General features: G+C 75.0%; 16 protein-coding genes. 7 read left to right on the forward strand and 9 right to left on the reverse strand.

Annotation, left to right across the window (positions count from 1 at the left end; all coding sequences use genetic code 11):
- Positions 1-27: 27 nt before the first annotated feature.
- Positions 28-198 carry a hypothetical protein gene (locus WCD41_RS05645; RefSeq protein ID WP_337712417.1) on the reverse strand — a complete coding sequence of 57 codons (171 nt, stop codon included), beginning with the start codon at positions 196-198 and terminating at the stop codon, positions 28-30.
- Positions 199-437: 239 nt separating this feature from the next.
- On the opposite strand from WCD41_RS05645, the gene WCD41_RS05650 reads away from it, so the two are divergent.
- From WCD41_RS05650 to WCD41_RS05665, 4 genes are all read left to right on the forward strand, one after another.
- A complete protein-coding gene (locus WCD41_RS05650) occupies positions 438-1,523 on the forward strand; it encodes a sulfite oxidase (RefSeq protein WP_337712418.1) in 1,086 nt (361 codons plus the stop codon).
- Between the two features lie 76 nt (positions 1,524-1,599).
- Positions 1,600-1,761: a hypothetical protein gene (locus tag WCD41_RS05655; protein ID WP_337712419.1), complete on the forward strand. Its 162-nt coding sequence runs from the start codon at positions 1,600-1,602 to the stop codon at positions 1,759-1,761.
- Positions 1,762-1,827: 66 nt separating this feature from the next.
- A complete protein-coding gene (locus tag WCD41_RS05660; RefSeq protein ID WP_337712420.1) occupies positions 1,828-2,187 on the forward strand; it encodes a YidH family protein in 360 nt (119 codons plus the stop codon).
- Complete coding sequence (locus WCD41_RS05665; protein WP_337712421.1) at positions 2,184-2,507, forward strand: DUF202 domain-containing protein; 324 nt, start codon at positions 2,184-2,186, stop codon at positions 2,505-2,507. The genes WCD41_RS05660 and WCD41_RS05665 overlap by 4 nt, the downstream gene beginning before the upstream one ends.
- Here the strand turns inward: WCD41_RS05665 and WCD41_RS05670 are convergent.
- Both WCD41_RS05670 and WCD41_RS05675 read right to left on the reverse strand, forming a co-directional pair.
- On the reverse strand, positions 2,479-3,387 hold the full coding sequence (locus WCD41_RS05670; protein WP_337712422.1) for a DMT family transporter: 909 nt from the start codon (positions 3,385-3,387) through the stop codon (positions 2,479-2,481). The two genes, WCD41_RS05665 and WCD41_RS05670, sit on opposite strands and share 29 nt — an antisense overlap.
- Before the next feature lie 34 nt (positions 3,388-3,421).
- Entirely contained in the window at positions 3,422-4,666 is a 1,245-nt protein-coding gene (locus WCD41_RS05675) for an acyl-CoA dehydrogenase family protein (RefSeq protein ID WP_337712423.1), read from the reverse strand.
- 185 nt (positions 4,667-4,851) lie between these two features.
- Between WCD41_RS05675 and WCD41_RS05680 the strand changes: the two genes are divergently transcribed.
- Together WCD41_RS05680 and WCD41_RS05685 are read left to right on the forward strand one after the other, a co-directional pair.
- Positions 4,852-5,814 carry an MSCRAMM family protein gene (locus tag WCD41_RS05680; RefSeq protein ID WP_337712424.1) on the forward strand — a complete coding sequence of 321 codons (963 nt, stop codon included), beginning with the start codon at positions 4,852-4,854 and terminating at the stop codon, positions 5,812-5,814.
- Positions 5,811-6,650 (forward strand): YceI family protein, encoded by an 840-nt coding sequence (locus tag WCD41_RS05685; RefSeq protein WP_337712425.1) that lies wholly within the window; start codon positions 5,811-5,813, stop codon positions 6,648-6,650. The genes WCD41_RS05680 and WCD41_RS05685 overlap by 4 nt, the downstream gene beginning before the upstream one ends.
- Positions 6,651-6,680: 30 nt before the next feature.
- On the opposite strand, the gene WCD41_RS05690 is transcribed toward WCD41_RS05685, so the two are convergent.
- Together WCD41_RS05690 and WCD41_RS05695 are read right to left on the reverse strand one after the other, a co-directional pair.
- Positions 6,681-7,724, reverse strand: a complete 1,044-nt coding sequence (locus tag WCD41_RS05690; protein ID WP_337712426.1) for a DUF1275 family protein — start codon at positions 7,722-7,724, stop codon at positions 6,681-6,683.
- Positions 7,725-7,853: 129 nt separating this feature from the next.
- Complete coding sequence (locus tag WCD41_RS05695) at positions 7,854-9,926, reverse strand: MFS transporter (RefSeq protein WP_337712427.1); 2,073 nt, start codon at positions 9,924-9,926, stop codon at positions 7,854-7,856.
- A 100-nt stretch (positions 9,927-10,026) separates the two neighbouring features.
- On the opposite strand from WCD41_RS05695, the gene WCD41_RS05700 reads away from it, so the two are divergent.
- Positions 10,027-10,404 (forward strand): FBP domain-containing protein, encoded by a 378-nt coding sequence (locus WCD41_RS05700; RefSeq protein WP_337712428.1) that lies wholly within the window; start codon positions 10,027-10,029, stop codon positions 10,402-10,404.
- 5 nt (positions 10,405-10,409) lie between these two features.
- On the opposite strand, the gene WCD41_RS05705 is transcribed toward WCD41_RS05700, so the two are convergent.
- The 4 genes from WCD41_RS05705 to WCD41_RS05720 are packed head-to-tail and all read right to left on the reverse strand — an operon-like array spanning position 10,410 to position 13,446.
- Positions 10,410-11,072, reverse strand: a complete 663-nt coding sequence (locus tag WCD41_RS05705; protein ID WP_337712429.1) for a hypothetical protein — start codon at positions 11,070-11,072, stop codon at positions 10,410-10,412.
- 55 nt (positions 11,073-11,127) lie between these two features.
- A complete protein-coding gene (pcaC, locus tag WCD41_RS05710; RefSeq protein WP_337712430.1) occupies positions 11,128-11,538 on the reverse strand; it encodes a 4-carboxymuconolactone decarboxylase in 411 nt (136 codons plus the stop codon).
- Complete coding sequence (locus WCD41_RS05715; RefSeq protein WP_337712431.1) at positions 11,535-12,854, reverse strand: lyase family protein; 1,320 nt, start codon at positions 12,852-12,854, stop codon at positions 11,535-11,537. Before WCD41_RS05715 ends, pcaC begins: the two co-directional genes overlap by 4 nt.
- A 7-nt stretch (positions 12,855-12,861) precedes the next feature.
- A complete protein-coding gene (locus tag WCD41_RS05720; RefSeq protein ID WP_337712432.1) occupies positions 12,862-13,446 on the reverse strand; it encodes a type 1 glutamine amidotransferase domain-containing protein in 585 nt (194 codons plus the stop codon).
- Positions 13,447-13,456: the final 10 nt, after the last annotated feature.

Raw genomic sequence — 13,456 nt, forward strand, 5'->3', positions numbered from 1 at the left:
CGGGACGGGAACGGCGGGAGCGGGTCGTCAGTCCCCGGAGCGCCGGTGCCGGCCCCCGTTGCCGCGGAGCATCACGGGGCGCGAGGGACGGTCCTCGGACCCGCTCGCGACGTCCTCGCGGAAGGCACGCCGTTCGAGGCCGCGGTCGGCACGGCCGAACGCCCGGCGGACTTCCTCGTAGATCGGCGTCTGCGACATGTGCGGCACCCTACGACTCCGTCCGGGGGTACCGGCGGGCACATCGGTGCGCGATGCCACGCGTGTGATTCGGCCCCTGAGCTGGGAACACCCGGCCGCGGGCCCCCGCGGGACGATCTTGACGAGGGAGTTCGGAAGGCTCGATCACGTACCCGGATCCGAGGTCCACCCGGTCGGATCAATCCGCCGCCGACCGCCCTCACCCGCAGTCGCCGAACCCCGCTGTCCCCCGGAGCACCATGACCACCCAGCCGGCCGGTACGACCGTCCATTCGTCCCAGCCGTACAACGCCGAGCCCCCGCGCACGGCGCTGGCGGACCGCGACCTGACCCCGGTCGACGCCTTCTACCACCGCAACCACGCCGCGGAACGGCCTCGCCTCGATCCGGCGACGTGGGCGCTGCGGGTGGACGGGATGGTCGAGCGGCCGGCGACGTTCTCGCTCGACGCCCTGCGCGAGCGGTTCCGCGAGCACAGCGAGGTCGTGACGCTGCAGTGCGCGGGCAACCGCCGGGCGGGGCTGATGGAGGTGGCCGACCCGCCGGGCGAGACGCCGTGGGGACCGGGCGCCACGGGCACCGCACGCTGGGCGGGGGTGCGGCTCGCCGACGTGCTCCGCGAGGCCGGAGTCGCGCCCGGAGCCACGGACGTCGCGTTCACCGGCGCCGACGTCGCCGAGGAGGCGGACGAGCCGTACGCCGTGTCGGTCCCGCTCGAGAAGGCGCTGGCGGACGAGGTGCTCCTCGCCTGGTCGATGAACGACGCGCCGCTGCCGTCCGCGCACGGCGCCCCGGTGCGCGTCGTCGTCCCGGGGTGGATCGGGGCGCGCAGCGTCAAGTGGCTCGAGCGCGTCACCGTCGCCGACGAGCCCTCCCGCGGCCACTTCCAGGCGGTCGCGTACCGGCTGCTGCCCGCGGACGACGCGCCCGCGCCGGGCCGGGGTGTCGCGCTGGGACCGATCGCGGTCAACGCCGACGTGCTCTCCCCGGCCGACGGCGCCGAGGTGCCCGCCGGACCCGTCCGCGTCACCGGCGACGCGCTCGCCGGCGGCGACCGCACGGTCGTGCGCGTCGACGTCTCCACCGACGACGGCGCGACCTGGCACGAGGCGGACCTCGAGCCGCAGGCGAGCCGGTGGAGCTGGCGCCACTGGCACACCACGCTGGACCTGCCCGCCGGGACGACGCGCGTCGTCGCCCGCGCCTGGGACTCCGCCGCCGGGGTACAGCCGGCCGATCCCGCGGAGCTGTGGAACCCCAAGGGCTACGTCAACAACTCCTGGGCGCGGGTGACGCTGCACGCGGTCGCATCCGGCGGCGGGTGAGCCGACGCGCAGCGGGCACCCGCCGGGGTCACGGACGAGGACCGAGGAGGTCGCTGTGAGCTCGAACGATCGTGGTGTGACGGGCCGCCGCCCGTCGATCGGGGTCCTGATCGCCGTCCTGCTGGCCGTGCTGGTCGCGCTGGCGGTGGTCCTGTTCCTCACCGCCCAGGGCAGCGCCCCGCCCACCAGCCCGCAGACGAACGGGATGGTCGTGCTGCTCTTCCCCGGAGGGCCCTGAGCACCCCACGCCGCGGTCGGGCACGATGACGGGCGAGCAAATGTCCGGACATCTGGGGAGCGGTTCGTGGCTGAGGCGCCCGACCAGCAGGAGCACGAGCCCGACTACCGCTTCACCCTGGCCAACGAGCGGACGTTCCTCGCCTGGCTGCGGACGTCGCTCTCGCTGCTCGCGGCGGGGGTCGCGGTGGTGCAGCTGCTGCCCGAGTTCGCCGTGCCCGGCACCCGCGGGGTCGTCGGCGCCCTGCTCGCGGCGCTGGCCGTGGTGACCGCCGCCGGCGGTGTCCTGCGCTGGCGCGGCGTGGAGTTCGCCATCCGGCGGGGGCGGCCCCTGCCCCGCCAGCGGCTGCCGTGGGTGCTCGCCGGCGGGCTCGTCGTGCTCGCCCTGTTCGGGCTCGTGCTCGTGGCGCTGCGGGCGGCGGCGTGAGCACCTCGCCGTCCGACGCCGGCCTGCAGGCCGAGCGCACCGGGCTGGCCTGGAGCCGCACCTCGCTCGGCGTCGCGGCCAACGCGGTGCTCCTCGCGGTCCGCGAGCTCACCCACGACGGCCCCGGCCCGTCGCTCGTGCTCGCCGGGTCGGCGGCCGCCCTGGCCGTCGTCGTCGCGGTCTACGGCCGGCGGCGTTCCGCGCGCATCAACCGCAGCCCGCTCCCGGTCCCGCTGGCCGCCGGCCGCGCCGTCCCCCTGCTCGGGGCCGCGGTGACGGCGCTGGCGCTGATCACCGGGGTGGTGCTGGCGCTGCGGTAGCCGGCTCCGGTCGGCGTTCCTCGGGCGTCGGCCCCGCCCGGATGAGCGTCACCAGCCCGGCGAGCGCCACCACCGCGCAGACGGTCGCGAGCACGGCCCCGGCCGCCCCGAGGGTGTAGCGCTCCCCCAGCACGACGATCCCGATGGCCGCGGCCGCGATCTGGTCGGCGGTGATCTGCGTCGACAGGCCGGCGTCGAGCCCGCCGTCACGGAACGCCGTCTGCACCAGCAGGATCGACGCGACCGGCAGGATCAGCGCCGCCACGACGACCACGGCGATGAGCGCGGGCGAGCGTCCGTCGGCGATGAGCCGGATGATCAGGCGCACCAGCCCGGACGTCGCCCCGGCACACAGGCCCGAGGCGGCCGCCCGGATCACGGCGCGCACGATCGGCCGCCCGCGCGCCCCGGCGGCCGCCAGCACCACGGCGACGGCCATCACGACACCCACCGCCCCGAGGACGACGGGCGCGGCGGGCGTCCGGGACGGCGGCCCGTGCGCGGCGAGGGTGAGCAGGCCGACGAGGCCCGCGACGAGCACGATCGCGCCGACCCACTCGCCGGTGCGGATGCGCCGCTTCTCCAGCCAGGAGTCCAGCGGCAGCGCGAGGATCAGCGTCGTCACGCCGATCGGCTGGACCAGCGTGATCGAGCCGAACCCGAGGGCCCCGACGTGGATGATCGCGCCGGCGACCATGCACGCGACGCCGCCCCACCACCAGCGGCGACGCAGCAGCGCGCGGAAGAAGCCCCACCCGCCCGCGGCGTCGTCGGGCTCGGCGGCCCGCGCCGTCTCGCGGCGCTGCAGGGCCGCCGAGAAGGCGTAGGCGACGACCGAGCACAGCGCGAGCGCGACCGCCACCGTCGGCTGACTCGTCACCGGAGCACCACGGGGAGTTCCTACCCGCCCGCCCTCAGCGGACGAACGCGCTGTGACCCGTGACCGCCTTGCCGACGATCAGCGTGTTCATCTCGCGGGTGCCCTCGAAGGAGTACAGCGCCTCGGCGTCGGCGAAGTAGCGCGCGACCCCGTTCGCGAGCAGCACGCCGTTCCCGCCGACGAGCTGGCGGGCCCAGCCGACGGTCTCGCGCATGCGGGTGGCGCAGAACTCCTTGGCCAGCGACGAGTGCGCGTCCGAGCCGCCCCCGGCGTCGAGGAGCTGGGCGTTGCGCACCGCCATGCCCAGCGACGCCGTCACGTTGCCCAGCATCTGCACGAGGAGCTCCTGCATGAGCTGGAACCCCGCGATGGGGCGCCCGAACTGCTCGCGCTGCTGCGCGTAGGACAGCGCCATCTCGTAGGCGCCCATCTGCGTGCCGGTCGCGCCCCACGACGCGTTGGCGCGCGTGACCCGCAGGACCCCGCCCGCGTCGGCGAACGTCCCGGTGCCGCCGGCGAGGCGGTGCTCGTCGGGCACCCGCACGCCGCGCAGGGCGATGTCGGCGTTCTGGACGATCCGCAGGGCCGTCTTGCCCTCGATCTTGGCGATCGTCATGCCCTCGGTCTCGCGCGGGACGACGAAGCCGCGCACCTCGTTCGTCTCGAGGTCCTTCGCCCAGATCACGATGATGTCGGCGAACGTCGCGTTGCCGATCCAGCGCTTGTCGCCGTCGAGCACCCAGCCGTCGCCGTCGCGACGCGCGGTGGTCTCCATGCCGCCCGCGACGTCGGAGCCGCCGTGCGGCTCGGTGAGCCCGAACGCGCCGATCGTCTCCATCCGGGCCATCGACGGCAGCCAGCGCTGCCGCTGCTCCTCGGTGCCCCCGGCCCAGATCGAGCCCATCGCGAGGCCGGAGTGGACACCGAAGAAGCTGTTCACCGACGGGTCGACGCGGGCGATCTCGGCGGCGACGAAGCCGAGGAACAACCGCCGGGCGGGCTCGTCGGCGCTCGCGCCGAGGCCGTAGGGCAGCCCGGCGAGGTCGAGGTCGGCGAACCCCTTGACCAGCTGCATCGGGAACTCGGCCCGCTCCCACGCGCCCTCCACGAGCGGGGCGACGTCCTCGGCGAGGTACGAGCGCAGTCGCCGCAGGATGGCGGTCTCGGCGTCGGTGAGGAGCGCGGCGTAGTCGTAGAAGTCGGCGGCGGCGTCGCGGTCCGGGTCGAGGTCGAGCGCGGGCCGGGGCAGCGCCGGGAAGTCCGCCGGGAGATCGGGCATGGGTCCAGCCTGGACCGCCCTCCCCGGACGCGCACCACGGGCGGGTCGCCGGCGAGCCCGCCGGAGATGATGCTTGTACTATCCAAGCAAATGCTCCTCCGTCGAGGGATCGTCCGGGCGCGGGGCGCGCAGTCGGTGGACGATGGGACGCGAAGCGGTGGCGCGTTCGAGAAAGGTGGACGTCGGTGGACGGACAGGAACCGATCATGATCTTCGGTCGGGTGACGCGGAGCGACGGTGCGCCGGTCCCCGGCGCGGCGCTGACGCTGTGCGACCTCTCCGGTGACCAGCTCGACCGTGCCGCCGCCGACGAGGGCGGCCACTACCAGCTGGTGCCACCGACGGGCGGGACGTACCTGGTCATCTGCGCCTCGTCGACCCACCAGCCCCAGGCCTCGCTCGTGGCCGTCGCCGACCGGCCGCTGCGCCACGACGTCGGCCTCGCCGGTGGCGGCGCGTCGCTCGGCGGCACGGTGGGCGTGCGCCACGGGTCCGGCACCAACGGCGCCGGCACGGGCGTCAGCAGCGGGTGGGGCGACGTCGTGCTCACCCTCACCGACGTGCGCGGCACCGTCGTCGCCGTGACACGCTCGGGCGCCGACGGCAGCTACCGCTTCGCCGACCTCACCGAGGGCACCTACACCCTCACCGCTGCCGCCCCGCGCCTCGCGCCGGTGGCGGAGACGGTCCGTGTCCCGAGCGAGGGCCACGTGGCCCACCACATCGCCCTCGCCACGCGCACCCGGCTCTCGGGCACGGTGCGCTCCGCCGGCGCCGGGCGTCCCGTCGCCGAGGCGCTGGCGACGCTCGTCAGCGAGGACGGCCACGTCGTGGGCTCGCGCGTCACCGGCGAGGACGGCTCGTTCCGCTTCGACGACGTCGCCCACGGCGTCTACACGATCACCGCCAGCGGCTACGCCCCCGTCGCGTCCGAGATCGAGATCGGCCCGGGACACCCGTCGGACGTGGTGCTGAGCCTGGTCCCGCCGGCGGTCGACCCGCCGTCCGACACCGAGCACCCGCCGCGCCCGGACGCCCCGCGCGGGGACGACGGCGCGGCCGCGGGCAACGGCTTCGGCCGGCACGTGCACCCGGCCGCGGCCCCCTACGGCGCCGACACCACCCCGTCCGGCGGCGAGCGCTGGTGAGTGCGGGCGCGGCCGGCCCGTCCCTGACCGACACGTCGCGCGGCCGCGGCTGGGTGCGCGGCGCCGCCGTCACCAGCGACGGCTGGCCGGTGCCGTTCGCGGTGGTGACGGTGATCGACGCGGCCGGCACCCAGATCGGCGGCACCACGGTCGGCGGCGACGGGGCGTTCCTCGTCGAGGGCCTGCCCGAGGGACCGGCGACCGTCATCACCTCGGCGGTCGGGCACACCCCGGCCGCGCGCCCCCTGGCCGGCTCGGGCGACCTCGGCCGGGTCGTGCTGACCCGCTCGGGCGCGCTGAGCCTGCCCGCCCCGGGGCGCTGGGAGATCGACCCCGTGCACTCGCGGATCGCGGCGTCGGCGTTCCACCTGGGAATCACGAAGGTGCACGGGCGGCTGCGCCGGTTCTCGGGCGCGATCGAGATGGGCGGCGACCTCGCGTCCACGCGCGTGCACGCGGCCATCGACCCTGCCAGCGTCGACACCGACGACGACACCCGCGACCAGCACCTGCGCGCCGGCGACTTCCTCGACGTCGTCGCGTTCCCGCGCATCGAGTTCACCTCGACCGCGGTCACGGGCCACACCCCCGACCACTGGACGATGACCGGCGACCTCGTCCTCAAGGGCGTGCGCAACACCGTCGACCTCGACGTCGTCTACCACGGCGCGGGTCCCGACCTCTGGGGCGGCGAGCGCGCGGGGTTCTCGGCGACGACGCAGCTCTCGCGCGACGACTTCGACATCCGCTGGAACCAGTCGGTGATCGCGGGGATCTTCGCGGTCGGCCGGACGCTGCGGATCGAGATCGACATCGAGGCCGTCCGCACCGCCTGACGGTCGACGGGGCCGGGCGCTGCCCGATGATCACGTCGGAGCGGGCTCGTGGTGGTGGCCGGCCTCGCCCGCGGCGGCGCCGAGGACCACGTCGTGCACGACCGGGTGGCCGTCGACCGCGATCAGTGCGGCGCGGGGCCGCGCCGCACGCCCGCCCATCCGGTGCGGCGTGCAGATGAGCATGAACTCGCCCGACTCCGGCGGCTCGAGGCGGTAGGCCCCGTCGGGATCGGTGTGCTCGCGGGCCACCTGCTCGCCGCCGCTCGAGACGAGCGTCAGCACCGCCGGCCGGGCGTCCCCGTCCTCGCCCAGGACGCGGCCGTGCACCGGCCCGACGCCGCCGACGCCCGCCTCGTCCTCCCCGGCGTGGGGCACCTCCTCGCGCGGGTCCGGGGCGAACTGCGGCTCGCCGGCGGTCAGGCCGCCGCTGTTCGCGCGCGTCACCACCGCCATGAGCACGATCGCGGCCGCCACGAGCACCACCGGCGCCACGAACGACCAGTCCGGGGCGAAGCGCTGGACCACGGCGTTGCCCCCGGCCGCGGCCACCACGGCGAGCAGGCGCAGCGGGGAGTTCCAGTTCCACGAGAACGGCTTGTGCAGCTCGACGAGGCTCGAGACCCAGTTCGTCACCGTGCCCGACAGGAAGCTCGTCGGCGTGCCGGCCGGGCCCACGTAGCGCAGCGCCGCGGCCTGGACACCCATCGCCAGCCCGGCGCCGACCACGAGGACGACGACCTTCCACGGCGCAATCGGGCTGTCGTCGTCCACGCCGTACCAGAACGCCCCGAGCACGAGCAGCAGCGCGAGCTCGAACGTCAGCGTCGCCCCGACGGCGTTGCGCCACGGCCACCGGCGCATGGCCAGCCCGCAGAACACGGTGCCGGCCACGAGGCCGCCGCAGTAGCCGAGCATCGCGCAGACGTTGTCGACGACCTGCGTGACGTCGCCCTGCCCCAGCCCGAGGCCGAGCAGCACCAGGTTGCCGGTCATCGTGCTCGCGAAGACCTGGTTGAAGGCGAAGTAGGTGACGACGTCGATCGCCCCCGCCGCGGCGGTGAGCAGGACGGTCACGGCGCTGAGGGTGCGGGGGCGCCGTTCCGGTTCGTCGAATCCGGTCATCCCGCCCGACGTTCGCAAAGGTGCTTTACGAACAGATTACCGAGCGGTGCGCGAGTGGGTCAGCCCACAACGCTGAACGGCTCAGCGCGGCAGGGCGGCCCGCTCCCGCAGGACGACGTCGATGTGCACCGGCGAGCCGTTCACCGTCACCCGCGTGACGGCCGGGGCCGCGGCGCCCGGGCCCCGGGGGCTCGCGATCACGAGGTAGTCGCCGGATCGCCCGTCGGAGCTGAGCGTGAAGCGGCCCTCGTCGTCGGTGGTGGTCCGGTCGGCCTCCCGCCCGCCGGCGTCGACGAGCGTGAGCACCGCCGTCGCGGGCCCGTCGTCGTGCGCCACGATCCGGCCCGCGACGGCGACCGGGCGGGCCGCGAGGTCGGTCGACGGGCCGGGCGCCGGCCCCCAGCCCGCGTCGTCGGGCTCCTGCCCCGACTCCTCCCCCAGGGACTCGCCCGGCGCCTCGGCCTCGGCGAGCGAGGGCTTGGCGGTGTCGAACAGGGACGCGATCGCCGCGACGAAGCAGCAGGCCGCGGCGAAGCCGAGGGCGAGGAACAGGCCGTCGGCGAAGGGGCCGGAGATCAGCTCCGGGAAGAAGCTGCGGCCCGTCAGGAACCCGGCCTGCTGGGGCCCGACCTGGGCGAGGACGTCGGGGCCCAGCAGGGTCTCGATCGGGTTGTAGCCCAGGAGCGCGGCGAACAGCGTGCTCACCGGCGGGAGCTCGGCGATGCGGCCGGCGACGTCGGCGGGCACGCCCTGGCCGGTCAGGCCCCCGAAGAGCGCCGCGGGCAGCGTCGAGGCGAGCCCGAGGATCAGCATCGAGAAGAAGATGCCGATCGAGAGCACGGTGGCGCCGTTCATGAACGTCGCCGTCATGCCCGCCGCCGCGCCGCGCTGGCGGGGCGGGACGCTGTTCATGATCGAGGCGCGGTTCGGCGAGGAGAACAGGCCCATCGCGAGGCCGTTGACCGCGAGCAGGAGCGCGAACAGCGGGTACGGGAAGTCGACGGGCAGGAAGCCCATCGCGAGGAAGCTCGCGGCGGCCACGATCATGCCGCCGGCGGCGTACCAGCGGGCGCCGTGGCGGTCGGAGAGGTAGCCCGAGACGGGTCCGGCGACGAGGAACCCGATGGTCAGCGGCACCATGTAGATGCCGGCCCACAGCGGCGTCGACTCGTAGTCGTAGCCGTGGCGGGGCAGCCAGATGCCCTGCAGCCAGATGATGAGGATGAACTGCAGGCCACCGCGCCCGAGCGCCGAGAGCAGGTTGGCGACGTTGCCGGCGGTGAAGGAGCGGATCCCGAAGAGCGACAGGTGGAACATCGGGTGCGCGACGCGCCGCTCGATCGCGACGAAGACCGCGAGCACCACGACGCCGCCGATGAGGCACACCAGCACGGTCGGGCTGGTCCAGCCCATGACGTGCCCGCCGTAGGGCTGGATGCCGTAGGTGATGCCCATGAGCACCGCGATCAGCCCGACGGCGAAGGTGACGTTGCCCCACCAGTCGATGCGGCCCTCGTGGCGCTCGCTGGTCTCCTTGAGCTTCGCCCAGGCCCAGATCGTGCCGCCGACGCCGATGGGCACGGACACGATGAACACGAGGTGCCACGCCACCGGCGCGAGCACCCCGCCGATGATCAGGCCGAGGAACGAGCCGGCGATCGCGGCGATCGAGTTGATGCCGAGCGCGAGGCCGCGCTGCCGGGCCGGGAAGGCGTCGGTGAGGATCGCCGTCGAGTTGGCCAGCAGCAGCGCCCCGCCGATGCCCTGCAGCACGCGCATGGAGATCAGCCAGATCGCCCCGGCGTCGCCCTGCAGCCACGTGACGGCGAGCAGGATCGAGAACACGGTGAACACCGCGAACCCGAGCGTGTACATCCGCGTCCGGCCGTACATGTCGCCGACCCGGCCGAAGGTGACGACCAGGACCGCCGTCACCACCAGGTAGCCCATGATCAGCCACAGCAGGTAGCTGATGTTCTCCGGACGCAGCGGGTCCAGCGCGATCCCGCGGAAGATGTCCGGCAGCGCGATCAGCAGGATCGACATGTTGATCGTCACGATCAGCACGCCGAGCGTGGTGTTGGTCAGCGCGACCCACTTGTACCGCGGGCCCAGGTGCGCCACCGCCGGCGCCACCGCACTACTGCTCGCCACGTCGCCTCCGGCTCACGCCAAGATTATTAGGTTCGGGCAACTATCCTAAGCATGCCCGTTCGCGGGTGGGGATGTGACGTCGTCGGTAGCGTGCGGTCCCGTGCCCACCACGCTCACGGCCGACGTCGTGCGCCGCGCGATGCTCAACTGCTCGAAGGGCGACGCGAAGCGCATGACGGTCGTCGACGCCGCCGTCGGCGCCGACCTGGAGCAGGTCGAGTTCGTCGGCTGGCACGACCCGCGGATGCCGCAGCGCGCCTACCTCGTGACCCTGCGCGAGGGCAACACCATGGGCACCTACATCTGCGACGACCTCGCCTGCCCCGCCACCACCCGCCTCGAGCGCAAGCCGAGCGCCGGCGTCACGCCCGAGCTGAACCTGCCCGTCGAGGAGCGGGTGGCCGGGCTGCGGGTGCGCGTCGACGGCTTCCTGGCCGCGATCCGCGGCCGGGAGGACGCGGCGCGGACGCCGGCGTAGGCGCGCTACGAGCCGGTCTGCGGCACCAGCACCGGCAGCGCCCGCAGCGCCAGGTCGACGAGCACGGGCTGGGCCTGGTCCACCGGCACCGGGCGGTCCGGGGTGAGGGTGAAGCTGGCCGTCACCCGGCCGTAGACCACGACGAGCACCGGGCCGTCGGGGTCCGGGTAGTAGACGGCCTCGGCCGCACCGAACGGCACCGGCTGCGCGGGGACCCCGGAGCTCGCCTGCGCGTCACGGTTGACCCGCGACTGCGCCGACGCGGCCTGGGGGTCGGTGTAACCGCTGGTGAGCACCTTGAGCACCAGGGTGTTCGACGGCGGGGCGCCGGGGCCGCCGAGCGAGTTGTAGTTGCACGTGACGCGCTCGAGCCGCCCGACCTGCGGGGAGGGCACGTCCCGCAGCGCGGTGACCCGCACGCTGCCCAGCGGGAGCCCGAGGTAGTTGGGCAGCTGGTCCGACGGCAGCACCTGGTCGCAGTCGGTGGGCAGGATGCTGTTGCGGGGCGGTGGCGCGCTGGTGAGCGGCGCGGCGCCCGGACCGGGGAACTCCGGGATCGGCGGCGTGCCCGAGGGCAGGCCGGAGGAGCAGGCCCCGAGGAGGACGGCGAGCGCGCCGAGCAGCAGAGCGCACCGGGCCCGGTACCGACGGGTCGCTCCCGGTCCCACTCGCCTCATCGCCCCCGCCCGTCGTGACTCGCTGCACCGTACTCGGCCGGCGGGGTCAGTCGGTCGTCCGGTCCGATCCCTCCAGCTCCGCCAGCACCCGCTGCGCCACCGCGAACGCCCGGTTCGCCGCCGGCACCCCGGCGTAGACGCCGACCTGGAGCAGCACCTCGACGATCTCCTCCCGGGTCAGGCCGTTGCGGCGCGCGGCGCGCACGTGCAGGCCCAGCTCGCCGTCGTGGTGCAGGGCCGCGAGCACCGAGAGCGTCACGATGCTGCGCTCGCGCCGCTCGAGCCCGGGCCGGGTCCAGATGCCGCCCCACGCGTAGCGGGTGATGAAGTCCTGGAAGTCGGCGGTGACCTCGTCGGTCGTCGCGACGGCCCGGTCGACGTGCTCGTCGCCGAGCACCGCGCGTCGCACCTCCTCGCCGGCGGGGTCCCAGTCCTGCGTGGAGGGGTGCGGGCTCACGGGCGGTCCTTCCTCGTCTGCAACAGGTCGTCGACGAGCGCGGCCGCCTCGCCCAGGGCTCCCGCCGGGTCGAGCAGCGCGCCGACCTCGTCGGCGTCGCCGAGCGCCTCGGCCAGGACGTCGGCGAACGGGCGACCCTCGTCCTGGGCGGTGGCCGCGGCCGTCGTGACGAGGTCCTTCGCCGCGGCGTGCCCGAGCCGCGCGCGCAGACCGGTGGTGGCCTGCTCGGCGAGCAGCAGGCCGCCGGTGGCGTCGAGGGAGGCGGCGACCCGGTCGGGGTCGACGGCGAGGTGGCCCAGCGCGTCGGCCAGCCACGACGCGCCGGACCCGACGGCGCGCAGCAGCTCGGTGAGCGGCCGCCACTCGGCGTGCCACGGGCCGGCGGCGCGCTCGTGCTCGTGCAGCGACGCACCGGTGAGCACCGAGGCCACGAGGCCGGGCGCGGCGATCGCGGCGGCGCGGGCCGAGACGGCGGCGACGGGGTTGCGCTTGTGGGGCAGGGTCGACGAGCCACCGCGGCCGGGGACGTCCTCGCGGACCTCGCCGACCTCGGTCTGGGCGAGCAGCACGAGGTCGGTGGCCACCGACCCGACCGCGGCGCCCGCCCGGCCGAGCAGCCCGGCGAGCTCGGCCACGCGTCCCCGCTCGGTGTGCCAGGCCAGCACCGGCTCGGCGAGGTCGAGGCGGCGGGCCAGGGCGGCGCGGAGCGCCCGCCCGTGGCCGTCGAACGCCGCCAGCGTCCCGACGGCCCCGCCGAGCTGGACCGCGGGACGCCAGGCGTCGAGGGCGGCGACGGCGGCGTCGAGCCCGCTGCACCAGCCGGCGAACCGCAGCCCGGCGGTGATCGGGGCGGCCTGCTGGAGCAGGGTGCGCCCGGCCGCGGGACGGTCGCGGTGGGTCGCGGCGAGGCCGGCCGTGGCATCGGCCGCCGTGCACAGGTCGGCAGCGATCGCCGCGACGGCCCGTCGGGACACCAGCATCGCGGCGGTGTCCATGACGTCCTGGCTGGTGGCCCCGCGGTGGACACCGGAGGCCGCGGCCCCGTCGAGCCGCTGCCGCAGCGCGGCGACGAGGGGCACGACGGGGTTCCCCGACGCGGCCGCCTCCTCGCCGAGCGCGTGCGCGTCCACGGGGCGGGCGCAGGCGTCCGTGATCGCGTCGGCATCGGCACGCGCGAGGGTGCCGACGTCCGCGGCCGCCTGCGCGAGGGCGGACTCGACCTCGAGCAGCGCGGCGACCCACGCGTCGTCGGCGACCGCCGTCCGGGCCTCCCCGCGCGCGAGCACGGGGTCGAACAGGCCGGGGCGGTCGGTCACCGGGGCATCATGCCTGCGCCGTCGCACCCTCGTCGTGGACCGGGTGCGCGCCCTCGCCGAACTCCTCGACGATCTTGGCGCAGAACGCGTCGAGGTCGTTCGGGTTGCGGCTGGTCACCAGCCCCCGGTCGACGACGACCTGCTCGTCGACGGCGGTGCCGCCGGCGTTGCGGATGTCGGTGCGCAGGCTCGGGTAGGACGTGAGCGTGCGGCCACGGACGAGGTCCGCCTCGACGAGCGTCCACGGCGCGTGGCAGATGGCGCCGACCGGCTTGCCGGCCGCGAAGATCGCCGTCACGAACGACAGCACGTCGCCGCTCTGGCGCAGCTGGTCGGCGTTGATCGTGCCGCCGGGCAGGATCAGCGCGTCGAAGTCGTCGGCCGAGACGTCGGCGACCGCGGCGTCCGGCGTGAACGTGTCGCCCTTGTCGATGTCCGAGTTCATCGCCTGGAGCGCGTCGGTCGACAGCGAGATCAGCGTGGATCGTGCGCCTGCCTCGTCGACGGCCCGGCGGGGCTGCTCGAGCTCCGCCTGCTCGACGCCGTTGGTGGCGATGATCGCGACCCGCAGTCCGTCCAGTGCGCCGGCCATACCGGGTTCC

Source organism: Actinomycetospora aeridis, assembly GCF_037400275.1.
GTDB classification, from domain to species: domain Bacteria; phylum Actinomycetota; class Actinomycetes; order Mycobacteriales; family Pseudonocardiaceae; genus Actinomycetospora; species Actinomycetospora aeridis.